Here is a 25882-nt window from a genome sequence, read left to right as displayed (position 1 = left end):
ACCCGGCATTGAAGCATCGACATGACTATCGAACTGCATACCTGGAATACGCCCAACGGACGCAAGATCAGCGTCGCGCTGGAAGAAATGCAACTGCCCTACTCCGTGAAAACGGTGAACATCTCGAAGGGCGAGCAACACGCGCCGGATTTTTTGCGCATCAGCCCGAACAACCGGATTCCGGCGATTATCGATCCCGACGGCCCGGACGGACAGCCGATCAGCGTGTTCGAATCCGGCGCGATTCTGCTTTACCTCGGCGAGAAGACGGGCCGGTTCTTGCCCGCGAGTCTGCGCGATCGCGTACCGGTGCTCGAATGGCTCATGTGGCAAATGGGCGGCTTCGGACCCATGCCGGGACAAGTGCATCATTTTCGCGCCGTGGAAGCGGAAGCCGACCGGCGCTATGGCCTCAAACGCTATTCGGACGAAACGCGCCGGCTCTACGGCGTGCTCGACAGACGGCTCGCGCAAGTGGAATTCGTCGCGGGCGCGTTGTCGGTGGCGGATTTCGCCATTCTTGGCTGGGCGTGGCGGCACGAGCGTCATCAGGTTTCACTCGACGACTATCCGAACGTCAAGCGCTGGTACGACACGCTATTCGCGCGCGAAGGCGTGAAGCGCGGCTTCGAGATCAAGCTCGACGACAATTAAGGCACATGTAATATTGGGAGCCTCGAGCAGAATAAAACAGCACGCCGCCACGGAGGAGACGACCATGACAGCCGGCCAATACAACGAAGGGCTTCCCAAGACCGCCGCCAACTACGCGGTGCTCACGCCGCTGATGTTCATCGAGCGCGCCGCTACGGTGTATCCGACGCGGCCGGCCGTCGTGCATGGCGACGTGCGCCGCAACTGGAGCGAGACTTACGCGCGCACGCGGCGGCTTGCATCGGCGCTGAGTTCGCGTGGCATCGGCTTGGGCGATACGGTCGCCGCCATGCTGCCGAACACGCCCGAAATGGTCGAAGCGCACTTTGGCGTGCCAATGACGGGCGCCGTGCTCAACACGCTGAACACGCGGCTCGATGCAGCGACGCTTGCCTTCATGCTCACGCATGGCGAGGCAAAAGCAGTGATCGTCGATCGCGAGTTTTCCGGCGTGATGCGCGAGGCGCTGAAAAGCGTGCCGCAACCCGTGCTCGTCATCGACGTGAACGATCCGCAGTACACCGGCGCGGGAGAAAGCATCGGCGAGATCGATTACGAAAGCCTGCTGGCAAGCGGCGACCCCGCCTGCGAATGGTCGCCGCCATCGGACGAATGGAACGCCATCTGCCTGAATTACACCTCGGGCACGACGGGCAATCCGAAGGGCGTGGTCTATCACCATCGCGGCGCCTACACCAACGCGCTCAGCAATATCCTCGAATGGGACATGCCGAAGCACGCGGTGTACTTGTGGACGCTGCCCATGTTCCATTGCAACGGCTGGTGTTTTCCGTGGACGGTCGCGGCGCGCGCGGGCGTGAACGTGTGTCTGCGCCGTATCGATGCAAAGACAGTGTTCGATCTCATTCGCCGCGAAGGCGTCACGCATTATTGCGGCGCGCCGATCGTGCAGAACTTGCTCGTGAATGCGCCCGACGAACTGAAGACGGGCATCGCGCACAGGGTCCACGCCATGGTCGCAGGGGCCGCGCCGCCCGCCGCGATGATCGAAGGCATGGAGCGCCTGGGCTTCGAACTCACGCATGTCTACGGGCTCACCGAAGTCTACGGTCCCGCGACCGTCTGCGCGCGGCAGGCCGAGTGGAGCGAACTCGACATCGGCGAGCGTGCGCGGCTCAATGCACGGCAAGGCGTGCGCTACCACTTGCAGGATGCGGTGAGCGTGCGCGATTCCGTCACCATGGAGCCCGTTCCCGCGGATGGCGAGACCATCGGCGAGATCATGTTTCGCGGCAACATCGCGATGAAGGGTTATCTGAAGAACGTGCCCGCCACCGAGGAAGCGTTTCGCGGCGGCTGGTTCCATACGGGCGATCTAGCGGTCGCTTATCCGGATGGCTACGTGCGTATCAAGGACCGCAGCAAGGACATCATCATCTCGGGCGGCGAGAACATATCGAGCATCGAAGTGGAAGACGTGTTGTACCGGCATCCGGCGGTGCTGGCGGCCGCCGTCGTTGCGAAGCCCGATGCGCGCTGGGGTGAAACGCCTTGCGCGTTCGTCGAATTGAAGGCGGGCGCCGAGGTCGGCGCGGAAGAACTGATCGCGCATTGCAGGAAGCATCTGGCGGGCTTCAAGGTGCCGCGCGCCATCGAATTCTGCGAGTTGCCGAAGACATCGACCGGCAAGATACAGAAGTTCGAGTTGCGCAAGCGCGCGGGCTCGGTTGCGGCAATCGACGTTTGATGGAGACAACGCGATGAACGAAGCGCTCGTGATGTCCGAACCCGATGCCTACGGCGTCGAAGGCGCGGTCAGGCTCACGCTGAACCGGCCCGAAGCGTTCAACGCGCTTTCCGAAGCCATGCTCGATGCACTCGAACGCGAGTTGCAGGACATCGCGCAATCGCAGGCGCGCGTGGTCGTGCTTGGCGGCGCGGGCCGTGCGTTCTGCGCCGGGCACGACTTGAAGGAGATGCGCGCGGCGCCGTCGCTCGATTACTACCGAGCGCTTTTCGAGCGCTGCTCGCGCATGATGCTGACCATTCAGCAAATGCCGCAGCCGGTAATCGCGCGCGTGCACGGCATTGCAACGGCGGCGGGTTGTCAGCTCGTTGCAATGTGCGATCTCGCGGTGGCATCGAGCGAGGCGCGCTTCGCGGTATCGGGCGTGAATCTGGGGCTATTCTGCGCGACGCCGAGCGTGGCGTTGTCGCGCAACGTGTCGCGCAAGGAAGCGTTCGAAATGCTCGTGACGGGCGATTTCATCGACGCGCACACGGCTCTGGAACGCGGGCTCGTGAATCGGGTTGCCTCACCGGATGCGCTCGATGAAGCGGTAAGCGCGCTTGCAAAGAGCATCGCGAAGAAGCCACGCGCGGCGGTTGCGGCGGGAAAGCGGCTGTTTTACCGGCAGATCGAGACGGGTATCGAAGACGCGTACGCGCTTGCATCCGAGACGATGGCCTGCAACATGATGGACGGCGACGCGCTCGAAGGCACGCAGGCGTTTATCGAAAAACGTCCGGCGCGCTGGAGCAACGAGTAATGCTCAGCCCGCGTGCTCCACGGGATGCTGTTCGAGCCACGCGTTTTCCGCATCGTCGTAAAGCCGGGAGCGCGTGAGAAAGCGCAGACCCGAAGGCCGTTCCAGCGAAAACATGCCGCCGTTGCCCGGCACGCAATCGATGATCAACTGGGTGTGCTGCCAGTACTCGAACTGCGATTCGCTCATGTAGAACGGCACGCCGCCAATCTCGCCGAGCTTTACGTCCGAGCCGCCGACCATGAACTCGTTGGTGGGAAAGCACATCGGTGCGCTGCCGTCGCAGCATCCGCCGGACTGATGAAACAGAATCTCGCCGTGTTCCGCCTTGAGCTTGCCGATCAGTTCGATGGCCGCGGGCGTCGCGATCACGCGCTCTATTACCTGTTCGCTCATGATGTCCCCGTTATTTGTTCGAAGCGGAACCGCCGCGTGAGCGGCGGCCCCGTTTTACAGCCGATGGATCAGAAGAAGCCGAGCGGCTTGTCGCTATAGCTGACGAGCAGGTTCTTCGTCTGCTGATAGTGATCGAGCATCATCTTGTGATTCTCGCGTCCGATACCCGATTGCTTGTAGCCGCCGAACGCCGCGTGCGCCGGATACGCGTGATAGCAGTTGGTCCACACGCGTCCCGCCTGAATGCCACGGCCAAAGCGATACGCACGCGTGCCATCGCGCGTCCACACGCCCGCGCCGAGACCGTACAGCGTGTCGTTGGCGATTTCGAGCGCTTCCTCTTCGTTCTTGAAGGTCGTCACCGAGACCACCGGCCCGAAGATTTCCTCCTGGAAGATGCGCATCTTGTTGTGACCACGGAACACGGTCGGCTTGATGTAGTAGCCTTTTTCGAGCTCGCCGCCCAGCGCGTTACGCTCGCCGCCAGTCAGGCATTCGGCGCCTTCCTGCTTGCCAAGATCGATATATGACAGGATCTTTTCGAGCTGTTCCTGCGATGCCTGCGCGCCGATCATCGTCTTGCTGTCGAGCGGATGGCCTTGCGTGATCGCTTCCACGCGCTTGAGGGCACGTTCGATGAAGCGGTCGTAGATCGATTCCTCGATCAACACGCGCGACGGGCACGTACACACTTCGCCCTGATTCAGCGCGAACATGGCGAAGCCTTCGAGCGCCTTGTCGAAGAAACTGTCGTCGGCGTTGAGGACATCGGCGAAGAAAATGTTCGGGCTCTTGCCGCCCAGTTCCAGCGTCACCGGAATCAGATTCTGACTCGCGTATTGCATGATGAGCCGGCCCGTGGTCGTCTCGCCCGTGAACGCAATCTTCGAGATGCGCTTGTTCGATGCGAGCGGCTTGCCCGCTTCCAGCCCGAAGCCGTTCACCACGTTGACGATGCCCGGCGGCAGCAGGTCTTCGATCAGTTCGAGCAGAACGAGGATAGATGCCGGCGTCTGCTCGGCGGGCTTGAGCACGACGCAATTGCCCGCTGCGAGCGCGGGCGCGAGCTTCCACACGGCCATCAGAATGGGGAAGTTCCACGGAATGATCTGCCCGACCACGCCTAGCGGCTCGTGGAAGTGATAGGCGACTGTGTCGTCGTCGATCTGCGAGATCGAGCCTTCCTGCGCGCGCACGGCGCTCGCGAAATAGCGGAAGTGATCGATGGCGAGCGGGATGTCGGCCGCCATGGTCTCACGCAACGGCTTGCCGTTATCGATGCTTTCCGCCACCGCGATACGCTGCAGATTCGCTTCCATGCGATCCGCGATCTTCAGGAGCAGGTTCGCGCGCTCGGTCGCCGAAGTCTTGCCCCATGCGGTCTTGGCGGCATGGGCAGCGTCGAGAGCTGCTTCGATATCGGCTTCGCGCGATCGGGGAATCGAGGTGAAGGCCTCACCCGTGATCGGCGAAATATTGTCGAAATACTCTCCCCCCGCGGGCGGCGTCCACTTGCCGCCGATGAAGTTTCCATACTGCTTCTTGTACGGGTAATCGGTACTCAGGAACTGCATCTCCGCATGGTTCATCTGTGTGCTCCTCGCATGTCGACATGGTTGGCCGACGCAATGTCGATAGCTGTCGCCGGCGGCTTACATCTGCGAGTTCCGTGCCATTCGGGGTATACGCGTAACTACGCTTATGGCGCTTGATGAAGCGCGTGGCGGACCGCGAGGCGCGTTGTCCATTTTCGGAACACTTGTTGTGCCCTGTAGCGATGCGGCACAACCCGAGTCAGGACAAACGCTTGTGGCACGGGGATTCATATTGCCAAGCGCATTGCTCTTGTCTAACGTCACGTCCATCCTTACTGAATGTTTCCATAAGGCTTGGAGCACATTTTGCGTGGGGTGAATTCAAGTAAAAGCAGAAGCGCGTACATGGCTTATCGATACGCGCAAAGGAGACCACAATGAACAGTACGATCAATCCAAGGCCTGCGCCGCACGGCCCACATGGTTTTTTTTCGAAGGAAGCGACCATCGCGCGGCCCGGCTTCTCACGCTGGATGGTGCCGCCCGCCGCGCTCGCGGTCCACTTGTGTATTGGCCAGGCTTACGCGTTCTCGGTGTTCAACGCGCCGCTCACGCGTGTGATCGGCATTACGCAGACCGCGCCCGATGACTGGTCGCTCACGACACTCGGCTGGATCTTTTCACTGGCCATCGTGTTCCTGGGACTGTCGGCGGCATTCGCGGGCAAGTGGCTCGAAAAGGTCGGTCCGCGCCGCACCATGTTCACGGCCGCTTGCTGCTTCGGCGGCGGTTTTCTCGTGTCTGCGCTCGGCGTGTCGCTGCATCAGATCTGGCTGCTGTATCTCGGCTATGGCGTGATCGGCGGAATCGGGCTGGGGCTGGGTTATGTATCGCCGGTATCGACGTTGATCCGCTGGTTTCCGGACCGGCGCGGCATGGCAACGGGCATGGCGATCATGGGCTTCGGCGGCGGCGCGATGATCGCGGCCCCCGGCTCGGTCGCCTTGATGAACCACTTCAAGAGCGCGACGAGCGTCGGCGTGACCGAGACCTTCGTCGTGCTCGGCGTGCTGTATTTCATCTCGATGACCATTGGCGCGCTCGCCATTCGCGTCCCGCCCGCCGACTGGAAACCGGCAGGCTGGACCCCGCCCGCGACGTCGAACAAGATGATCACGAAGAGCCACGTGCATATCGATCAAGCGCTCAAGACGCCGCAGTTTTATCTGCTGTGGCTCGTGCTGTTCCTGAACGTGACGGCGGGCATCGGCGTGCTCGGGCAGGCTTCGGTGATGATTCAGGAAAGCTTCAAGACATCGATCACGGCGGGCGCTGCGGCGGGCTTCGTCGGCTTGCTGTCGCTCTTCAACATGGGCGGGCGTTTCGTGTGGGCGTCGGCGTCGGACTGGCTCGGGCGCAAGAACACATACTTCGTGTTCTTCGCGCTCGGCGCCGTGCTGTACTTTCTCGTGCCGCAGTTCGCGCAGTCAGGGAACATCGCGCTTTTCGTCGCGGCTTACGGCGTGATCCTGTCGATGTACGGCGGCGGATTCGCGACCATTCCGGCGTATCTCGCGGACATGTTCGGCACGGCCTTCGTCGGCGGCATTCACGGACGGCTCTTGACCGCGTGGGCGGCGGCGGGCATCGCGGGACCGGTGCTCGTCAACTACATCCGTGCGTACGAAGTGGCGCATGGCGTCGCGAAAGCGGATGCCTACACGATGACGCTGCACATCATGGCAGTGCTGCTCGTGATCGGCTTTATCTGCAACCTGCTCGTGAAGCGGGTGGATGAAAGCCATCACATGAGAACTGCTGGCTAAGAGGAGAGAGACGATGGATGATCGACAAGCAGGTGCGCCCGCGAACAAAGGCTTGATGCTCGTGTTCTGGCTGTATGTGCTGATTCCGCTCGCGTGGGGGGTGACGAACACGTTGACGCAGGCGGGGAAGTTGTTTCATTGATTGAATTGATTGAGGCGGCGCCGGACGCTTGGTTACGTCGGGCGCGTCGCCTCTCGTCGTGGCTTCGTTCCCTCAATGCCCCCGCGCCTCAAGCCGTTTCAAACCGCGCCGCGCCAGCGTGCTCATAAACAAGCTTCCGCAAACGAGTGCGGCAACGTAAAAACCGGCCATCATCCATTCAGCTTCACTCACAGTCGTTCTCCTTGCAAAAAATCGCGGCGTTTGCAACCGCGCATTGATACGTTTGCGAACCCTTCTGGCCTGATTTACGGCACGAACGCGCAAAGGTTTAGCGTCGAGTGAAATACCTGGCGTTGCGCTCGCGTTAAGAGACAATGCAAAGAAAATGAGCCCGTGATCCGACCGGTCGTTCGAATTGCAGTCGCGTTGAAAGCTGCCTGCAACGCATTGGGCGTATCGTGCTGAAAATTCTTACGTGTGCCGCGTCCACCTCAAACAAAATGAAACTGACCCGCCGAAAATTCGTCTTGATGAGCGCCGGAGCAAGCGCCTCTCTCTGGCTCATTCGCGCCGATGCCGCAGCCGCGCATCTAAACGAGACCGATCCCGCGGCCGCGGCAGTCGGCTACAGGGAAGACGCCGCGAAAGTGGATAGGACGAAGTACCCCAACTTCGCAGCCGAGCAGTCGTGCGGCAACTGCTCGCTCTTTCAAGGCAAATCCACCGATGCATGGGGCGGCTGCACGCTCTTCGGCGACAAACTCGTGGCAGGCAAAGGCTGGTGCGCCTCCTACACGAATATGTGAGCCAGCCGCCCGGTCAACGTACCGAATACCCCGCGAAGCGCCAACTGTTGTCCGGATCGAGAATGAAAGTGACGATCTCGCGTGACGACTTCTGCGCCTGACTGAATTGCGTATCGAACGTGACGGTGATGTACGAGCCCGCAGGCATGTTGCCCGTGCCATCGAAACGAAGGTGCCTGACACCCATCGGCATACGCATGCCGGCCGCACCGAGCGCGGCGCGATCATTCGTAACCTTCTTCACGAAGTCGTCGCGCGTAATGACTTTCCGGGCCAGCGGCGAGGAAAGATCCCAGATATCGCCCGCCTTGTTTTCATCGACCATCTTCACGATAGTCGACGCCACTTGCGCGATATCCTGATCTTGCTTGTCGAGTTGCGCCTGCTGCTCGCGGGTAAGCGCGTGCGGCGCTTGAGCGGTCTGCGGTGCTTGTTGTGCCTGCTGCGCCTGGCACGCCCCGGCAAACGATATCAGCGAAACAACGAAGAGAAAAAGTTTGAAGCTTGCTTTCATCGAGCGGGCCGTGGTGCGTGTTTCATGGAAGAGATTGTATCGCGCAGTTTCGTCACGATAGTAAGAGATACTGAGTTTCTAAATTTCAAACCCGCACGCAAACAAAAGGAGGGTGACTGAAACTCAAGTCACCCTGGATCTGCGACGACGCTGGTTACTTCACAATCTCTCCGTTGCGCGTCACGTCCACCGCGGTTGCGGCCATGTACGTGGCAAGCACGCTGTCGCCAACCTTGAGCTTGTCGAGCGAAACATCCGGCGATACCTTCATGGTCACCACCCGCTTCGGACCCGCAAGCGTGACTTCACGCGTCTGCGGATCGATCTTCTGCACCACGGCCACCACCTGCACGCCCGACGTCGACACCACCACGCCCTCCGATGCCGGCGATGTCTGGCTCGCGCTCACCCGCGAACGCACGCCTTTCGGATCGACCTTGTCCGCGGACATCAACACCGCGCCACGGTACTGAATGTGCAATTCATCGCCCACTTTCAGCTTCTTCACATCCGCAATCGACGGATCGACAGCGATGACCTCTTTGTCACCTCGCGCGCCCTGAATCTCCACGCTGTTGGTATCGGCGAAAACATGTGTGATCTTGGCCGTTGCCTCGACGACAGCCGCATCGCCAATAGCCGGGCTTGCGTTCACTGCCGCAGCCGCGCCTGACTGAGCCTTGTCGTTGGCATGAGCGAAAGGCGCGCCAAGAAGAAGCGCGCTCATCGCGATGGATGTGGAAACGAGTCGAACGAAACAAGAACTGCGTTGTTGCATGCTTTGCTCCAGACAAAAATCCAGGCCACCATGACCCGAACAAAACCGTATCGTCGTTTCCGACAAAAAGGCGCGCGCGGTTCAAGTGATCGCGCGACAAAATCGCATGCTTTGAATTTAAAGTCCTGAGGGTTGCTAAGCAAGCCGGAAACGCCTCATCTTTAAGCAGGTGTGAAACATTTGGTAGAAGTGCGTATGAAAAGAGATCGTCGACGGCTGCCGGACCGCAAACACATCACGCAAAAAGAATTCGACGCGCCCCCTTCCTTTCTCAAAGCTTACGAAAACCCGTCGTAAATTATTTATTTTCTTAGTCCGTCAAGGCGTAATGTTCTGTTGTTGCAGAGGCGCGCAGGCGTTCTCCCGTGCGCACCCGAAGACCCACCATCGGAGCACACTCGATGAGTACCGCCTTTCCCGCTTCACATGCGGCCGAACAAAGCGCCACGTCGAATATGTCCGGCCGGCGCGCCATCGTCGTCTCGACCATCGGCAACGCGCTCGAATGGTTCGACTTCATGGTCTACGGCTTTTTCGCCGTTATCATCGCGAAGCTGTATTTTCCGGCAACCAATCCGACCATCTCGCTGCTTGCCACTTGGGCGACGTTCGGCGTGGGTTTTCTTACGCGGCCGCTCGGCGGCATCGTGCTTGGCGCCGTTGCCGATCGCGTCGGGCGCAAGTCCGCGCTCACGCTGACCATTTCGTTGATGGCGGTCGGTATCGCGATCATCGCCTTCGCGCCGACTTATGCGGCAATCGGCGTGGCCGCGCCCCTGCTCATGCTGCTCGGCCGCCTGATACAAGGCTTTTCCGCCGGCGGCGAAGTCGGCTGCGCGACGGCGTTTCTCGTCGAATACGCGCCCTCGAACCGGCGCGGTTATTTCGGCAGTTTCCAGATGGTCGCGCAAGCGGCTGCGAGTCTGTGCGGCTCGCTCTTCGGCGCGGTGCTTACACGCACGCTTTCGCCGGAACATCTCACTAGCTGGGGCTGGCGCGTGCCGTTCGTGCTCGGGCTGATGATCGTGCCCGTGGGGCTCTATTTGCGTTCGAAGCTCGATGAATCGCCGGTGTTCGTCGAAAAAGCGCAAAAGAACGAGCTCTCGGCGCGGCCTATCCGCGATACCGCCACCAAGCACTGGATGCCCGTGCTCGCTGGCTTCGGGCTGACGGTTTTCGGCACCATCGGCACGTACATCTTTCTGCTGTATCTGCCGACGCATGCAACGCGCGTACTGCATCTCGCGCTCACCGACGGTCTCATCAGTTCGAGCATCGGCGCGCTGGTGTATCTCGTCTGCTGCCCGATTTCCGGCAAGCTGTCCGACCGCGTGGGCCGCAAGAAGCTGATGACGGGCGCGCTCGTGCTGTCGCTCATTACGGCGTATCCGATCTTCGCGGTGCTGACCGCGCATCCGAGCCTGCCGATGCTGATCGCCTGCCAGGCGGTGCTCATGATGTATCTCGGCATCTACCAGGGCTGCTATCCGGCGTTCATCTCGGAGTTGCTGCCATCGAGCGTGCGTTCGACGGGCATTTCGGTGAGCTACAACGTCGCGGTAATGATCTTCGGCGGCTTTGCACCCACCATCGTGCAATGGCTGACGATGACCACCGGCGACGCGCTCTCCATCTGCTATTACGTGATGTTCGGCAGCGCGGTCGCGCTTGCGACCATCCTGCCGCTGCGCGACCGCTACAGCGACGCGCTGCGCTAAGTGCCGGTGCTCAGTGCCAAGCGCGGCCACGAACCCGATCAGCGCCCGCTCATTTCGGGTATCTTCATGGCACGCCACGCGGACGCACTTGCCGGAGACGTCCACGCATGCGGATCGCAGCCAGACCGGCGCACGCCTCAAGCCGCTCAAGGCCGCGCGAGGCCAGTAAAGCCGCTTAAGTCAGGCTTAAGAATGCGCCCCTAAGCTCTAATCTGACCGATCCACCCCTCCTTCTGGCCGCGTAAGCGGCCAATTTTTTTGGACCGACGCAATGCAATTGATCGTGCGCCTGCTCGTGATCGTCGTACTGCTGGTTGTGTTTTGCACGGCCGGCGCATTTGGCCTCTCCGTGATCGCGCGTATCTTCATGCCTCATTGAAGGCTGGCGCGCATCGAATCGGGCAATTCCATTCGAGCCAGTTCACCGCGTTTTGCTGTCGCCGACGCCAGCCAGCGCCGGGCCTCTCGCAGAATCGTTCAACCGAATAGCACGCGTGTGCCTTCGGGCACGCTTCGTGCGGCCAACGCTTTCGAAACTCAAGCGCGGCCGGCCTTCACGTGCTCCTTCTGTAATGACCGGACCGCTGCCTATACTGGCTGAGTGTCGTCCTGGCGTCATCGTTCCTGCTTCGCCGCTCGCGTACGCGCTGTTCGAACGTCCTGCCGCATCGCGCAGACCCTCGCCGCGTCGCCATCTTGCGCCGCTTTCACGAGCGCGCATCGACACACTCTCGCCGCATCCCGTTGCACTTCCAGGCACTGCTGTCATACCCAGGAGAACGCTCGATGCAACATCCAGTCCCCCAATCCACGAACGAACGAGACAGGGCCAAGCGCGCCGCGACGCGCGTCCCTGGCGCCGACGTCGCCTCGCAGCCGCAAATGCAAATGCAGGCCGCGCAAGCCACCGCCGACGTGCTCGCGCCGCCGCCAGCAAGAACCGGCGACGCTAGCGTCAGCTTCAATCTCACCGTCAACGGCCAGAGCCACGCGCTTTCGCTCGATCCGCGCACGACGCTGCTCGATGCGTTGCGCGAACATCTGCATCTCACCGGCACGAAGAAGGGCTGCGATCACGGTCAGTGCGGCGCATGCACGGTGCATGTGAACGGCCGCCGCGTGAACGCGTGCTTGTGTCTTGCCGCCGCGCACGACGGCGACGCCGTGACGACCATCGAAGGCATCGGCGAAGTCGAGGACATGCATCCGCTGCAGGCCGCATTCGTGGAATGCGACGGCTATCAGTGCGGCTACTGTACGGCCGGTCAACTCATGTCGGCGGTGGCGCTGCTCGACGAACCCGTCGGCACGAGCGACGACGACGTTCGCGAAGCGATGAGCGGCAACCTGTGCCGCTGCGGCGCGTATCAGAACATCGTCATGGCGATCCAGTCCGTGCGCGGCAACAAGGCTTAAGGAGAGCGCCATGGAAATGTTCACGCTTTCCCGCGCGCGCGACTTGCGCGACGCGATTGCGGCGGGCGCGTCGGCGCATACCGCGCAGCAAGGCGCCGAAGTGCGCTTTCTCGCGGGCGGCACGACGCTGCTCGACCTGATGAAGCTCAATGTCGAAAAGCCCTTGCGGATTATCGATATCAGCCGTCTGCCGCTCGATCATATCGATGCCACCGATGACGGCGGCATGCGCATCGGCGCGACCGCGCGTAATTCGGACCTCGCGCACCATCCGCTCATCAAGGAGCGCTATCCGGTGTTGTCGCAGGCGGTGCTCGCGGGCGCGTCCGTCCAGTTGCGCAACATGGCGACGACGGCCGGCAATCTGCTGCAACGCACGCGCTGTGTCTATTTCCGCGATACGGCTTCGCCCTGCAACAAGCGCGAGCCTGGCAGCGGCTGTTCGGCGATTCATGGCTTCAATCGCACGCAGGCGATTCTCGGCACGAGCGACACGTGCATTGCGAGCAATCCGTCGGACATGAACGTGGCGCTCGCCGCGCTCGAAGCGACCATCCACGTCGAAGGCGCGAAGGGCCAGCGCGCGATTCCCATCGACGCGTTCTACGTCCTGCCCGGCGACACGCCCGAGCGCGAGAACGTACTCGAAGCCGGCGATCTCGTCACGCATGTCAGCCTGCCCGCGCCGGTGGCAGGCGCGCGTTCGGTGTACCTGAAGTTGCGCGACCGGGCGTCGTATGAATTCGCGCTGGCGTCGGCGGCGATTGTCGTCGGTGTGAAGGACGGGCGTATCGCGCATGTGCGCGTGGGACTCGGCGGCGTGGCGACGAAACCGTGGCGCTCGCGCGAAGCCGAACAGGTTCTGCAAGACGCCACGCCCGACGAAGCGAGTTTTCGCCGCGCCGCCGATGCCGCCCTCGCCGATGCGAAACCGCAAAGCGAAAACGGCTTCAAGGTGGAACTGGCGAAGCGCTGCATCGTGCAGGCGTTGAAACTTGCCACCCAGGCATCCTGACACCGACCGAGGAACCCGCCCATGTCCACCGCACCCGACACCACGTCGTCCTTCATTGGACGACCCCAGTCGCGTATAGACGGACCGCTGAAGGTTTGCGGCCGCGCGACTTACACTTCAGACGTCGATCTGCCCGGCATGCTGGTTGCCGTGCCGGTTGGCAGCACCATCGCGAGCGGCAGGATCACATCGCTCGAATTCGCGGCCGCGCAGGCCATGCCCGGCGTGAAGCTGATTCTGCATCGCGGCAATATCGGCAAGTTGTATCGCATTCCCGGCAATTCGTTCGAAGACGGTTATACCGATGAACAACGTCCGCCCTTCGAAGACGACGTGATCCGCTATTACGGCCAATACGTCGCGTGCGTGATTGCCGAAACCTTCGAAACAGCGAGCGCGGCGGCGGCCGCGATCAAGGTGAGCTACGACGTCACGCCGCACGACGTCAGCTCGGCCCTGACCGCCGCCGAAGAGCCGAAGGTCGCGAGCGAGCGCGGCGATGCCGCGAGTGCTTTCGACGAAGCGCCCGTGAAAATCGACGAGACCTACGTGACGCCCGTCGAGACGCACAATCCGATCGAACTGCATTCGACCATCGCGCACTGGAACGGCGACAGCTACACGTTCTACGAGACGAGCCAGGCGGTGTCGAACCATCGCGGCACGCTCGTGCAGATGCTCGGCGTGCCGAAAGAGAAAGTGCGCGTGATCTCGCGCTACCTCGGCTCGGGTTTCGGCGGCAAGCTGTGGATGTGGCCGCATTCCCTGCTCGCGGCGGTCGCGACGAAGCAGACCGGGCATCCGGTCAAGCTCGTGCTGAGCCGCAAGATGATGTTCCAGAACGTGGGACATCGGCCGACGACGCAACAGCGCGTGCGGCTCGCGGCCACGCAAGACGGCAAGCTCGTGTCGCTGCGGCATGATTTTCTGAACCACGCCGCGCTCGCCGACGAATACGCCGAAGACTGTGGCGAACCCACGCCGCAGATGTACAGCACGGCCAATCTGCGCGTAACGGGTGGCGTCGCGAAGCGCAACGTCGGTTCGCCCACGTCGATGCGCGGTCCAGGCGCGGTGCCCGGTCTCTACGCACTCGAATCGGCGATGGATGAACTCGCGGTCGCCTTGAAGATCGATCCGGTGGAATTGCGGCTGCGTAACGAACCCACCGTCGATGAAAGCAGCGGCTTGCCGTTCTCGTCGCGGCATCTCGTCGAATGTCTCAAGACTGGCGCGGAGAAATTCGGCTGGGCGAAACGCACGCCCGAGGTCGGGTCCATGAAGCGCGATGGCTTGACGCTCGGTTGGGGCGTCGGCGCATGCAGTTGGCCTGGCTTGCGCTTCTCGGCGGAAGCGGCGGTCGATCTGCGCGCGGACGGCACGGCGCGGGTTGCGTGCGGCACGCAGGATATCGGCACCGGCACGTACACGATCCTCGCGCAGCTGGTGGCCGAGCACACCGGCATTGCGCTACGCAAGATCGAAGTCGGTCTCGGCGATACGGCCTTGCCCATCGGTCCCATTTCCGGCGGCTCGGCGGCGACGGCATCCGTGATTCCGGCGGTGTCGGATGCCGTGCGCGCGGCGGTGAAGATCGTGCTCACACGTGCATCGGAGGCGGAAGGATCGCCGTTCGCGGGCGCGAAGCCGGACGATCTCGCGTTGAGTGGCGCACGCGTGCATCGCAAGAACGAATCGGCGGAAAGCGGCGTGCCTTATACGCGGATTCTCGAGTTGTCGAACATGCATGCGGCATCGGGGAGCGGCAGCGCAAAAGGCGGCTTCGACGATCCACTCAAGAAGAAGTGGTCGATTCACTCGTACGGCGCGCATTTCGCCGAAGTGACCTGGGACGCGGCGACGGCGCGCTTGCGCGTGAGCCGCGTGGTGACGGTGATCGACGGCGGCAAGATTCTCAATCCGCGCGCGGGACGCAATCAGGTGGAAGGCGCGGTGGTGATGGGCGTCGGCATGGCGCTCTTCGAGCATACGATCTACGACGAGCGCAGCGGCGCGCCGATCAACAGCAATTTCGCGGATTACGTCGTCGCCACCAACGCGGATACGCCGAAGCTCGACGTCACCTTCCTCGATCATCCGGACACCATCTTCAACGAACTCGGCGCACGCGGGATCGCGGAGATCGGGCTTGCCGGGATCGCGGCGGCGATCACGGGCGCGGTCTATCACGCAACCGGCGTGCGGGTGAGAAAGCTGCCGGTGATGATCGAGGACTTGCTGGAAGCGGCTGTGTGAGTCGATGCACGGTGAGGCCCGGTCTTTCGAGACCGGGCCTTTTCCTTGGCCTTCGATCGGAGGAAAACAAGCAGGCCGTACAATCGATGAAGTGACTCCTGTCCGAAAACTCTAAACGTCCAATCTTCAAACGTGCCCTCGATCCGCCCCGACAATCTTTCCGACGACGAACTCAACCAGCTCGACGACTTCCTCGCATCCGTTGGTCCGAACGCGATGAACGTCGAAATGGTCGATGGCTTCTTCGCTGCCCTGGCGTGTTGCCCGGACCTCATCAAGTCCAGCGAATGGTTTCCTGAAATCTGGAACACCGATTTCGAGTTCGATAGCGAACGGCAGGCAACCGAGATCACCGGATTGCTGATACGCCACTGGAATGTCGTCGTGGGCGAACTGGCGCGCACGCTCGATAGTTCGCATCATTACGAGCCTGTGCTCGAAGAAGACGAGAGCGGCGTGGCGAACGCGAACGACTGGGCGCATGGCTTCATCCGTGGCGTCGGCATGCGTGCCGAAAGCTGGAGCAGCCTGCTCAGGGACGACACGCGCGCGCGTTTGCTGGCTCCCGTGCTGGCCTTGCATCACGAACACGACGACAACCGCACCTTGCAGTCGCTTTCCATCGAAAACGAAACGCGCGATGGACTGATCGGCCAGATGTGCGAGAACCTGAGCACGATCTACCGGTTCTTCGAGCCGCAGCGAAAGGCGCGGGCAGCCGGTCTCTCTCCCATGCCATTGAAGCGGCTGGAGCCGAAAGTCGGACGCAACGACCCGTGCCCGTGCGGCAGCGGCCGAAAGTACAAGCAGTGCTGCGGCGGCAATCTTCCGACGCTGCATTGATGCGCGGGCCAATCGTCTTCCGGCGCCGTTGCGTACGCACCGGAAGGCGTTCCGTATGAAGCCCGCAGCGCCCACGCTTGCCGTTTCGAACAGCGACCCGCCGTCAATCCGCGCTACCATATTGCCCAGCCCGCCCAAAAACCCCTGAAGCATCGTTCAGCCGGAGTGCCCATGACCGACATGACCCAACAACACGGCCTCAAGGTCGCCACGAGTCTCGCCAAGTTCGTCGAAGAAGAAGCCATTCCCGGCACGGACGTCGATACTGCTTCCTTCTGGAAAGGCTTCGACGCCCTGGTGCACGATCTCGCACCGAAGAACCGCGCGTTGCTCGCCGAGCGCGACCGCCTGCAGACCGAACTCGACAACTGGCATCGCGGCAATCCTGGCCCGGTGCGCGACCTGCGCGCGTATCGCAAGTTTCTGGAAGAGATTGGCTATATCGTGCCCGCGCCTGCCAGCGTGCGCGCAACGACCGCCAATGTCGATCGCGAAATCGCCGAACAGGCCGGTCCGCAACTCGTCGTGCCGCTGTCGAATCTGCGCTATGCGCTCAACGCCGCGAACGCACGCTGGGGCAGTCTGTATGACGCGCTGTATGGCACCGATGCCATCGACGAAAGCGACGGCGCCGAGCGCACGGCCGAGTTCAATCCTAAGCGCGGCGCGAAAGTAATCGCCTATGCACGCGCCTTTCTCGACGACAATGCGCCCCTCGCGCACGGCTCCCATGCCGACGCCACGAAGTACAGCATCGAACAGGGCAAGCTCGTCGTCACGCTGAAGGACGACAAGAGCCGCCTCGCGAACCCGGAACAGTTCGCGGGCTTTCAGGGCGATGCCAGCGCGCCCCACGCCATCCTCCTCAAGCATAACGACCTGCATGTCGAGATTCAGATCGACGCCGATCATCCCATCGGCAAGACGGATGGCGCGCATGTCAAGGACCTGCTGATGGAAGCGGCGGTGAGCACGATCATCGATTGCGAAGATTCGGTGGCCGCCGTCGATGCCGCCGACAAGACCGCGCTCTATCGCAACTGGCTCGGTCTCATGCAGGGCAATCTCGCCGAGCAGGTGACGAAGAACGGCAAGAGCTTCACGCGCAGCCTGAACCCCGACCGCGAATACACCGCGCCCGACGGCTCGACGCTCAAGCTGCATGGCCGCTCGCTCCTCTTCATCCGCAACGTCGGGCATCTGATGACCAACCCCGCCGTGCTCGATCGCGACGGCAACGAGATTCCCGAAGGCATTCTCGACGCGGTGATGACCACGCTCGGCGCGCTGCACGACCTCAAGAACAAGATCAACTCGCGCACGGGCTCCATCTATATCGTCAAGCCGAAGATGCACGGCCCCGCCGAAGTGGCGTTTTCGGACGAGCTTTTCACGCGCGTCGAGGACCTGCTTGGCTTGCCGCGTCATACCATCAAGATGGGGATCATGGACGAGGAACGCCGCACCAGCGTGAACCTCAAGGCATGTATCGCGGCGGCGGGCGCGCGCGTCGCGTTCATCAACACGGGCTTTCTGGATCGCACCGGCGACGAAATGCATTCGTCGATGGAAGCCGGCCCGATGATGCGCAAGGGCGACATGAAGTCGTCCGCTTGGATTGGCGCATACGAGCGTAACAACGTGCTCGTCGGGCTGAACACCGGCTTGCGCGGCCGCGCGCAGATCGGCAAGGGCATGTGGGCGATGCCCGATCTCATGCACGCCATGCTGCAGCAGAAAATCGCGCACCCGAAGGCGGGCGCGAACACGGCGTGGGTGCCTTCGCCCACGGCGGCCACGCTGCATGCGCTGCATTACCATCAGGTCGATGTGCAGCACGTTCAGCAGGACATGGAGAGCATCGACTACGACGGCGTGAAGAACGAACTGCTGGATGGCCTGCTGACCATTCCGGTGGTCGACAAGCCGAGCTGGTCGGAAGACGACATCAAGAGCGAGATCGAGAACAACGCACAGGGCATTCTCGGTTATGTGGTGCGCTGGGTCGATCAGGGCGTGGGCTGTTCGAAGGTGCCGGACATTCACGATGTCGGCCTGATGGAAGACCGCGCCACCCTGCGCATTTCGAGCCAGCACATTGCGAATTGGCTGCGGCATGGCATCGTCACGGAAGAGCAGGTGAGACAAACGCTGGAACGCATGGCCGCCGTGGTGGACCAGCAGAACGAAGCAGACCCGCATTATCGTCCGATGGCGCCGGCATTCGACAGTTCGTATGCGTTCAAGGCGGCGTGCGCGCTGGTGTTCGAGGGTCGTACGCAACCTAGCGGGTATACGGAACCGTTGTTGCATAAGTTCCGGCTGGCAGCCAAGCAGACGGCTTGAGTTGCTTTGGATGAAGGGCCGCTTGGCGATCCTTCGTCGATTAGTCACTTACGCAACGAGAGTTCGGCTGAAGGTACTTAGGTTGCATTCATCGGCGTCAGACCTTGTTCAAAAGCGGTCGATGTTATCGACGCATGGCGCCCCGAAGCGCTCGCCCGCGATTTCCCCTTGAGCCCATCCGATCATGATGAACTTGATGCATTGGCGTTTGCTGGTGGCCGTGGCGGATGCGCGATCTGTCTCGAAGGCCGCCGCACAGGTCGGCGACTTCGGTGTGGCGGACGCCTACCTTTACACGATACTGTCGTGGCTGCCGCACTTCTCAATAGACATCGAGCGCTGGAAGTCGCTCGCACGCTTTGTGGACCGGATCGGCGCACGCCCTGCGGTGAAGGCCGCGCTTGCCGCTAAAGGGGCGTCGCCCGTCGTATGACGCGCGCATCGCGCTCGAATCCGGTCGAAAAATTGAGATTCGGCGATCCATCCAAAAGCGGCAGACAGCCGAAACGTCAGCCACATGAACCCACAACTACTGCTCCGACCAGAGCTTCCCCGCCGTCGCCCAATTCTCGCGCTTCACATCCGTCAGAATGATATCCACGGAGCCCGGCTCGCAGCCGAGCGTCTCGCAAGTCGTACGCGTGATCGCCTCGACGAACTTGCGCTTCTCTTCCGCCGTGCGGCCTTCGAACAATTGAATATTGAATGTCGGCATGCCGTCGATCTCCTTTGAGTTGAACCTTCATTCCCGATACGACGGGTCGATGCGCTCGAGCTTGCGCAGCAGCGCAGGCCATTCGAGTGCGCCTTCGATCGCATCGTCATCGTGCAATTGTGCGGCCGTGCGCGCGACGACATCCGGATTCGGCACGATCATCTTGCCCACGCCCGCCAGCGCGCGCAGCTGAATATCGCACGCCTTCACGAGCATATCCATCAGCACGTAAGCCTCGGCGATGGTGCGCCCAAGCGTAAGCGGCCCGTGATTGCGCAAGAGCATAGCGCGATGCGCGCCGAGACTCGCAACCAGCCGCTCGCCTTCCGCCGGCGAAAACGCGAGGCCTTCGTAATCGTGGTACGCCAGGTGCCCGTGAAAGCGCATGGCATGTTGCGAGCCGGGCAGCAAGCCGTGCGGTTGCGCGGACACGGCGATCGCTTCGCGCACGTGAAGATGCATCACGCAAACGGCATCGGCACGGGCGGCGTGCACCGCGCCATGCAGCGCGAAGCCGGTCGCGTTCACGGGATGCGCGCTCGCGCCGATCACGTTGCCATCGATATCGATCTTGACGAGATTCGACGCCGTGACTTCGTCGAAGGAAAGCCCGAACGGGTTGATCAGAAAGCGGCCGGGCTCGCCGGGAACGCTTGCCGAGATGTGCGTATAGACGACATCGTCCCAGCCGTTGAGCGCAACGAGCCGATACGCCGCCGCCAGATCGGCGCGCGTCGCCGCTTCGGCCGCCGAACGCGGTCCGCTTTCCGCGATGCGGCGCTCAGGCGTGTGGGTGAACGACATGTGAGTCTCCTTTATCGACGAGAGCGGGCGCTGCCTGCATGCGATGCGACTTGTCCGTATGCGCCTCGAGACGGCGCGCCATGCAAAGCACCGTCCACGACGCCAGCACGAAAGGCGCGGTCAACGCGGCGACGCCCAGGCAATCGATCACGCGCTCGAACAACACCGATGCGACGATCGCCAGCAGCGCATAGCGGCCGCCGAGCGGCGCGGCAGCCAGCGCCGCGAGCGCCGCATTGAAACCGCATGCACCAGAGAGCGCGACGGCATCGCTTGCGCCGCCGAGTGCGTGCAGAAACGCGCCGAGTCCGCTGCCCGCGAGCGCCCACGCCGCACGCGACGGCCCGGCGGCAAACAGCCCGATTGCGATGAGCGCACCGGCCAGCGCGCCGGTCGCGAAGACAATCGGCGCGAGGCCCGCGAAAGCCGCTTGCAGCATGGAAACGAAGCCCGTCGCGACGGGCGGAATCGCGCCTGTATCGCCGCGCCCGGCCAGAAACGGCAGCCAGCACCAGGTCACGATGATCGCCGGGCTGGAGAAGATCGGCAAGCCAAAGCGCATGAGTCTGCCGGCGAGCGTGGGGGCGATGAGCGTCGCGGCCATCGCCGCGACAATGGCCACAGCCGCCGCCTGCGATGCATCGCCGATAAACGTGAACGCCGCGAGCGCGGCCAATGCGCCGTTGAAACCGTAGAGATCGTCGCGCATGGCGGGTGAATCCGCGTCTTGCGTGATGACGGTAATGACGTTGCCCGTCAACGCGCCGATAAGCAGACCGCACGCGAGCCGGGGATTCGCGCACAGCAGCGCGACGAAGATGCAGACGCCCGTCGCGGCATTACGCTGCAGGACGATTTGCCCGATGCTGCGGGCAAAGCTCGTGATTTGATCGCCGAAACTGGCGTTGGTGTGGATGGCGGCGGACATGCGTGGCGGCGGAAACGGCTTGAGGAGCCGCCAGCATAAGACAAGGTGCGCGCGCCGTGCGACGGCGGGCCGTATAGCGGGTATGCGACTGCCGCGCTCGAAGAAGGCGAGCGCGGCGACGTGAAACTTAATTGAACGCCATGGGAACGAGCGGCGTGGCGTCGCCACCGGGGTTCGCCAACGAGAGGTCTGAACTCATTTTGACGATTTCCGTGACGTTCTCACGGAAGTTAGGATGGCTTTCCCAAGTAATATAGCTCGCGTCCAGCACGGCGGACATGGTGAGTAACGTAAAAGCGATCTTTTCTACGACAACGAAGCGGCGGCCCATGGCAAGTTCCCCAAAATTTGCCAATCATTGTAACAGAACCTAGGGTTTTCCCGTAAGGGTCGTGTTGCAATGCCGCAAATCGGCCGCCGTCGCTCGTCTTGGCTTCCGGCCCGAATTACAGGGATGCCTCGAGAATCGCCGTGTAATCTTCCGTCGATGCCTCGCGCGGATTCGTCTTATGACTGTGGTCCTTCAGCGCGCCAGCGATGATGCGCGGGAACAATTCGCGCGTCACGCCGAGATCGGACAAACCGCGCGGCAGTCCGAGCGTCGCGGTCATCGCGCGGATGGCCTTGCCGACTTCATCGCCGGATGCGAGGCCCATTGCCTGCGCGATGCGCGAAAGCTTGCCCTCTTCCTGCATGGTCGGCGCGCTGCTGTTGAACGCGATGACCGCCGGCAAGAAAATGGCGTTTAGCGTGCCGTGATGCAGCTTCGGGTTGATGCCACCGAGCGAGTGCGACAAGCTGTGCACACAGCCGAGACCCTTCTGGAAAGCAAGCGCGCCCTGCATCGACGCGCTCATCATGTTCCAGCGCGCCACGCGGTCGGCGGGATTGCGCGTCGCGCGTTCGATATGCCGCCACGCGCGCCACAAGCCGTCGAGCGCGATGCCGTCGGCGGGTGCGTTGAACACCGGCGCCATGAAGGTTTCGAGACAGTGCGCCACGGCGTCCATGCCGGTGGCGGCGGTCATCAGCGGCGGCAGGCCGAGCGTGAGTTCGGGGTCGCAGATGGCGACTTTTGGCACGACATAAGGCGAGATCACGCCGACCTTGCGGCCATCGTCGAGAATCAGGATCGCGCCGCGACCCACTTCGCTGCCGGTGCCCGCCGTCGTCGGAATGGCGATGACCGGCGCGGTCGCCGCCGTGATGCGCGCAAGGCCGCCTTCGATCACCGCGAAACTTTGCAGCGGACCTTCGTGGGTTGCGCAGACGGCCACGCCCTTCGCCAGATCGATGGACGAACCGCCGCCTGCCGCGATCACGCCGTCGCAATCGTTCTCGCGATACATCGCCACCGCCGCGCGCACGGCCGCTTCGTTCGGATTCGGCGGCGTCGCGTCGAATACCGGCGCGGGCGTTTGCGCGCCCAGCGCATCGACGACTTTATCGAGCAGACCGGCTGCGCGAATGCCTGCATCGGACACGATCAGCGGGCGTTTGATGCCGAAGCGTTCGCACTCTCCCGCAAGCAGGCGCAACGCGCCGAAGTCGAACTGAATCTGCGTGATGTAGTTGATGAGGGACATGGTGACTGAGGAAAGGTTATATGGAGCGAAGCGCGCCGCGGTGGTGGTCGAGTATACGTCGGAGAACTTCGCGGCGATACTGACGACAATTGATACCGCTATAACTTTTACTCAACCCTTGCGGCCATGACGCCCAGCATCGACTCGATCATCTCCCGCCTGCATGTCAAACAGTTGCGGCTTCTCATCGCGCTCGAAGAACGCGGCTCGCTGCTCGGCGCGGCAAGGCAACTCGCGCTCACGCAACCGGGCGCGAGCAAGGCGCTCCATGAAATCGAAACCACCTTCGGCGCGCCGCTATTCGTGCGGACCAATCGCGGGCTCGAACCCAACGCGATCGGCCATTGCGTGATCCGCTATGCGCGGCTCATTCATACGGACCTGGCGCATTTGCGCGAAGAGATCGTCGGCATCATGCGTGGATACGGCGGGCGCGTGGCGGTCGGCGTCATCATGGGCGCGGTGCCGCTCGTGACCGATGCGATCACCGAAGTCGCCACGCGTCAGCCAGAGATGTCGGTGGAAATCGTGGAAGATACGAGCGCGACGTTGCTGAGTCTGATCGATGCCGGCCGGCTCGATCTCGCCGTGTGCCGCACGAGCGTGAGTCAGACGCCGTATCTCTACGACAGCGCGATCGTGCAGGACGAGACGCTCGCGGTCATCGCCAATACGGAGCATCCCTTGGCGAAGAGAAAGCGCGTGGCCTTGAAGGATCTGGCGAAGCACCGGTGGGTCGTGTATCGCGCGAACATGCCCATGCGCCTCTTGCTCGAACGCGAGTTTCACGATGCAGGCCTGCGTTTTCCCGCGCATCTGCTCGAAACCACATCTGCGTTCGCGACGCTTTCTCTGCTACAGAAAAACCCGTCGCTAGTGGCGCTGGTGTCCGTGGATGTCGCGCGCTTTTGCACGGCGCATGGCATCGTCTGCACCTTGCCGCTTGCATTGTCGTCGCGTAGCGAGCCTTACGAACTGGTCACGCGGCGCGACGCGCCTCTGTCTCCCGGCGTGCGTCTTTTGATGCAGGCGATCGAGGAAGCCGGCCGCGCGTGAACAGGAATCAGACGCTGCCGAGCGACGAAAGATACGGCGGAAGATCGGGCTGCCTCAAGCGCCGGATGATCTCGAAGCGCAGCATCCACCGTGTATCCGCTTCGCCGATGTGCTCCTGTAAGGTCTGCGCCGCGCGTTCGGGCTTGCCGGCGAGAATGTCGTCGATGATGCGCAGATGCTCCGTGAAGGCATCGCTGATGAGCTGATCGGGAATCTGCAGATACGGGTCGCTCAAATAGCGCGTCGGCACGAACAGCACATGCGTACGCTGCAGCGCAAAGACGATCTCCTTGTTCGGGCAATGCGCGAGCAGGTCGATATGCAGGTCTGTTTCCGCCATGTCCATTTCGGCGCCGCCGCGATGCGTGGCCTCGATCGCGCCGATGAGCCGCTCGCGCACGCCTTCGAGAAATTCGCGCGAAACAAGCGGCGCGGCATGCACCAGCGCGGTCGGTTCGAGCAAACGGCGCATTTCGAAGAGATGCCCAATACGCGCCTCGGTCACCTGTTCGGCAATCCAGTGTCCATTGCGGTCCTGCGACAGCGCGCCCACGCTATGCATGCGCGCCATGACGCCGCGCGCCACAGTGCGGCTCACGTCGAAGTACTGCGCCAGCGCTTCCTCGGTAATACGCACCGAGCCGAACAGCACGCGCGTACAAAGTTCGCGCTCCAGATCGGCATACATGCGCTGCCATTGCGGCTCGTTAGTGAGTTCGACCTTGTCGAGCACGGCCGCCTTGCCCGCGCGTTCCGCCGATGCCGTTCCCGCCACGCGATACCCGCGCCCCTCGCTCTCGACGATGATCTTGTCAGCGCACAACGCCGCAAGCGCAATACGCGCAGGCGAGCGGCTGATACAAAAAGACTTCGCGACCTGCGCTTCGAGCAGCTTTTCTCCAGGCGCGATACGTCCGTCCTCGATCATCTCGCGCAACAGCCGGTAAGTGCGATGCTGGATGGAGCCGCCTGCATCAAGCGGCGGGGTATCGGCGGCATTCGTCGCGTAGGTGTTCAACTGGCTCATGTGTTCTTCGTGCAGATTCGATCAATGCTCAACCATACCCCAGCACGTATGCGCCGTCACCGCATGAATTCGGCGATGGCGTCGTTCAGCTGCGCCGCCGCCTGAGGGTCCGCTTCCGAGGCCATCATGTGCCCGCTCGTGCAGGGCAGCCGCAGCAAGGTCGCTTGCGGAATGTGCTCCGCGGCCCAGACGCCCGCTTCAACGGGATTGTAGAGATCGAGCGCGGGCACGCAGACGAGCGTGGGTGCCGCAATCGCGGCCAGCGCCTTTGCGGTGTCGCCATCGAAGCCGGGGGTGGTGCCGACATCGTGGGTATCGTAGGCATGCGACTGCGCAATCCAGTCGAGCGGATCGGCGCGCTGCGTCGCCCACCATGCGGCGCGCGCATCGAGCCAGGCGTATGTGCCGCCCGCTTTCGCGGCGTCATCGGCGAAGCGTTCGGGCGTACGCATGGCGATGATCTGCATCACCGCGAGCCACGCGCTCCAGTCTCCGTTCGACTTAGAAAGCGCGCTGCGTCCCGCATGATTGATCGCCTGCGACCAGGGCGTGGTCTTCGCCATCGGCGTTAGCGCGACGAGCTTGCGCATGAAGCGCGGAAACGTCACGCCCCACTGCAACGCCTGCATGCCGCCCATCGACGCGCCGACCACGGCGGCCACTTCATCGATGCCGAGATGATCGAGCAGCGCCTTCTGGCTCTTCACCAGGTCGCGGATGGTGAAGCGCGGAAAGCGCTCGCCGCCCTGGCTCAACGCATTGGAAGGCGAACTCGACAAGCCATTGCCGAGCGCATCCACGACGATGATGTTCACGCTTTGCGGGTCGAAGGCACGCGCCTCGCCGATCAGAAAGTCCAGCCGATGATGCGTGCTGCCGATCGCGCACAAGCCCAATACCACGGGCCGTGCGCGGTCGCCGATATCGCCGTGCACGACGTAGGACACGAGCAGATCGTCTATATGTTCGCCCGATTCCAGCGCGAAGCGCCCGAGCGTCGCGCTGCGATGCGGCGCGTCGATCCAGCCGGGTTGCATGTCGGGATGACGCATG

General features: G+C 62.4%; 25 protein-coding genes. 14 read left to right on the top strand and 11 right to left on the bottom strand.

The window, feature by feature from the left end:
* Positions 1 to 21: 21 nt before the first annotated feature.
* The 3 genes from NCR40_RS24720 (at position 22) to NCR40_RS24710 (ending at position 3164) form a co-directional block, all read left to right on the top strand.
* A complete protein-coding gene (locus tag NCR40_RS24720; protein ID WP_250494474.1) occupies positions 22 to 654 on the top strand; it encodes a glutathione S-transferase family protein in 633 nt (210 codons plus the stop codon).
* A gap of 64 nt (positions 655 to 718) precedes the next feature.
* Positions 719 to 2362: an acyl-CoA synthetase gene (locus tag NCR40_RS24715; protein ID WP_250510952.1), complete on the top strand. Its 1644-nt coding sequence runs from the start codon at positions 719 to 721 to the stop codon at positions 2360 to 2362.
* A 13-nt stretch (positions 2363 to 2375) separates the two neighbouring features.
* Positions 2376 to 3164, top strand: a complete 789-nt coding sequence (locus NCR40_RS24710) for an enoyl-CoA hydratase (RefSeq protein WP_250510951.1) — start codon at positions 2376 to 2378, stop codon at positions 3162 to 3164.
* A gap of 3 nt (positions 3165 to 3167) precedes the next feature.
* Here the strand turns inward: NCR40_RS24710 and NCR40_RS24705 are convergent, their stop codons facing one another.
* Both NCR40_RS24705 and adh read right to left on the bottom strand, forming a co-directional pair.
* Positions 3168 to 3557 (bottom strand): DUF779 domain-containing protein, encoded by a 390-nt coding sequence (locus tag NCR40_RS24705; RefSeq protein WP_244830944.1) that lies wholly within the window; start codon positions 3555 to 3557, stop codon positions 3168 to 3170.
* 68 nt (positions 3558 to 3625) lie between these two features.
* On the bottom strand, positions 3626 to 5146 hold the full coding sequence (gene adh, locus NCR40_RS24700) for an aldehyde dehydrogenase (protein WP_244830945.1): 1521 nt from the start codon (positions 5144 to 5146) through the stop codon (positions 3626 to 3628).
* Positions 5147 to 5529: 383 nt separating this feature from the next.
* Between adh and NCR40_RS24695 the strand changes: the two genes are divergently transcribed.
* The 3 genes from NCR40_RS24695 (at position 5530) to NCR40_RS24685 (ending at position 7827) form a co-directional block, all read left to right on the top strand.
* Positions 5530 to 6918 (top strand): L-lactate MFS transporter, encoded by a 1389-nt coding sequence (locus NCR40_RS24695; protein WP_250510950.1) that lies wholly within the window; start codon positions 5530 to 5532, stop codon positions 6916 to 6918.
* Between the two features lie 13 nt (positions 6919 to 6931).
* Positions 6932 to 7060, top strand: coding sequence for an MFS transporter small subunit (locus NCR40_RS24690; protein WP_244830947.1), 129 nt, complete (start codon positions 6932 to 6934; stop codon positions 7058 to 7060).
* Positions 7061 to 7521: 461 nt separating this feature from the next.
* Positions 7522 to 7827: a high-potential iron-sulfur protein gene (locus NCR40_RS24685; RefSeq protein ID WP_250510949.1), complete on the top strand. Its 306-nt coding sequence runs from the start codon at positions 7522 to 7524 to the stop codon at positions 7825 to 7827.
* A 13-nt stretch (positions 7828 to 7840) separates the two neighbouring features.
* Here NCR40_RS24685 and NCR40_RS24680 read toward each other — a convergent pair whose 3' ends face one another.
* Entirely contained in the window at positions 7841 to 8341 is a 501-nt protein-coding gene (locus NCR40_RS24680; RefSeq protein ID WP_244830949.1) for a DUF4019 domain-containing protein, read from the bottom strand.
* A 154-nt stretch (positions 8342 to 8495) separates the two neighbouring features.
* Entirely contained in the window at positions 8496 to 9119 is a 624-nt protein-coding gene (locus tag NCR40_RS24675; RefSeq protein ID WP_250510948.1) for a copper-binding protein, read from the bottom strand.
* 401 nt (positions 9120 to 9520) lie between these two features.
* Between NCR40_RS24675 and NCR40_RS24670 the strand changes: the two genes are divergently transcribed.
* The 7 genes from NCR40_RS24670 to NCR40_RS24640 all read left to right on the top strand — a co-directional run bounded on the left by NCR40_RS24670 (position 9521) and on the right by NCR40_RS24640 (position 19146).
* Positions 9521 to 10837, top strand: a complete 1317-nt coding sequence (locus NCR40_RS24670; RefSeq protein ID WP_250510947.1) for an MFS transporter — start codon at positions 9521 to 9523, stop codon at positions 10835 to 10837.
* A gap of 786 nt (positions 10838 to 11623) precedes the next feature.
* Positions 11624 to 12253 (top strand): (2Fe-2S)-binding protein, encoded by a 630-nt coding sequence (locus tag NCR40_RS24665; RefSeq protein WP_409014814.1) that lies wholly within the window; start codon positions 11624 to 11626, stop codon positions 12251 to 12253.
* 10 nt (positions 12254 to 12263) lie between these two features.
* Positions 12264 to 13268 carry an FAD binding domain-containing protein gene (locus tag NCR40_RS24660; RefSeq protein WP_284507852.1) on the top strand — a complete coding sequence of 335 codons (1005 nt, stop codon included), beginning with the start codon at positions 12264 to 12266 and terminating at the stop codon, positions 13266 to 13268.
* Positions 13269 to 13289: 21 nt separating this feature from the next.
* Complete coding sequence (locus NCR40_RS24655) at positions 13290 to 15524, top strand: xanthine dehydrogenase family protein molybdopterin-binding subunit (protein WP_250510946.1); 2235 nt, start codon at positions 13290 to 13292, stop codon at positions 15522 to 15524.
* Between the two features lie 132 nt (positions 15525 to 15656).
* Complete coding sequence (locus NCR40_RS24650; protein ID WP_250469195.1) at positions 15657 to 16367, top strand: UPF0149 family protein; 711 nt, start codon at positions 15657 to 15659, stop codon at positions 16365 to 16367.
* 171 nt (positions 16368 to 16538) lie between these two features.
* Entirely contained in the window at positions 16539 to 18713 is a 2175-nt protein-coding gene (locus NCR40_RS24645; RefSeq protein WP_250510945.1) for a malate synthase G, read from the top strand.
* Between the two features lie 184 nt (positions 18714 to 18897).
* Positions 18898 to 19146 carry a glutathione S-transferase family protein gene (locus NCR40_RS24640; protein ID WP_250510944.1) on the top strand — a complete coding sequence of 83 codons (249 nt, stop codon included), beginning with the start codon at positions 18898 to 18900 and terminating at the stop codon, positions 19144 to 19146.
* Between the two features lie 96 nt (positions 19147 to 19242).
* Here NCR40_RS24640 and NCR40_RS24635 read toward each other — a convergent pair whose 3' ends face one another.
* From NCR40_RS24635 to gbd, 5 genes are all read right to left on the bottom strand, one after another.
* Positions 19243 to 19428: a 4-oxalocrotonate tautomerase gene (locus tag NCR40_RS24635; protein ID WP_016347879.1), complete on the bottom strand. Its 186-nt coding sequence runs from the start codon at positions 19426 to 19428 to the stop codon at positions 19243 to 19245.
* A gap of 27 nt (positions 19429 to 19455) precedes the next feature.
* Positions 19456 to 20232 (bottom strand): class II aldolase/adducin family protein, encoded by a 777-nt coding sequence (locus tag NCR40_RS24630; RefSeq protein WP_250469192.1) that lies wholly within the window; start codon positions 20230 to 20232, stop codon positions 19456 to 19458.
* Positions 20210 to 21160: an urea transporter gene (locus NCR40_RS24625; protein ID WP_250510943.1), complete on the bottom strand. Its 951-nt coding sequence runs from the start codon at positions 21158 to 21160 to the stop codon at positions 20210 to 20212. The genes NCR40_RS24630 and NCR40_RS24625 overlap by 23 nt, the downstream gene beginning before the upstream one ends.
* A 127-nt stretch (positions 21161 to 21287) precedes the next feature.
* Entirely contained in the window at positions 21288 to 21491 is a 204-nt protein-coding gene (locus NCR40_RS24620; RefSeq protein ID WP_244830959.1) for a hypothetical protein, read from the bottom strand.
* 115 nt (positions 21492 to 21606) lie between these two features.
* The gene (gene gbd / locus NCR40_RS24615; protein ID WP_250510942.1) at positions 21607 to 22746 is read right to left on the bottom strand and encodes a 4-hydroxybutyrate dehydrogenase; all 1140 of its coding nucleotides are present in this window, start codon (positions 22744 to 22746) and stop codon (positions 21607 to 21609) included.
* A gap of 126 nt (positions 22747 to 22872) precedes the next feature.
* Between gbd and NCR40_RS24610 the strand changes: the two genes are divergently transcribed.
* Positions 22873 to 23802, top strand: coding sequence for a LysR family transcriptional regulator (locus tag NCR40_RS24610; protein ID WP_244830961.1), 930 nt, complete (start codon positions 22873 to 22875; stop codon positions 23800 to 23802).
* Positions 23803 to 23809: 7 nt separating this feature from the next.
* Here NCR40_RS24610 and NCR40_RS24605 read toward each other — a convergent pair whose 3' ends face one another.
* Both NCR40_RS24605 and NCR40_RS24600 read right to left on the bottom strand, forming a co-directional pair.
* Complete coding sequence (locus NCR40_RS24605; RefSeq protein WP_244830962.1) at positions 23810 to 24829, bottom strand: GntR family transcriptional regulator; 1020 nt, start codon at positions 24827 to 24829, stop codon at positions 23810 to 23812.
* A gap of 56 nt (positions 24830 to 24885) precedes the next feature.
* Positions 24886 to 25881: an alpha/beta fold hydrolase gene (locus tag NCR40_RS24600; RefSeq protein ID WP_250510941.1), complete on the bottom strand. Its 996-nt coding sequence runs from the start codon at positions 25879 to 25881 to the stop codon at positions 24886 to 24888.
* Position 25882: the final 1 nt, after the last annotated feature.

Source organism: Caballeronia sp. GACF4 (genome assembly GCF_023631025.1).
In the GTDB taxonomy this organism is placed as follows: Bacteria; Pseudomonadota; Gammaproteobacteria; order Burkholderiales; family Burkholderiaceae; genus Caballeronia.
Note: the sequence above shows the minus strand (reverse complement) of the source record. Positions and strands in the feature narration are given on the sequence as shown.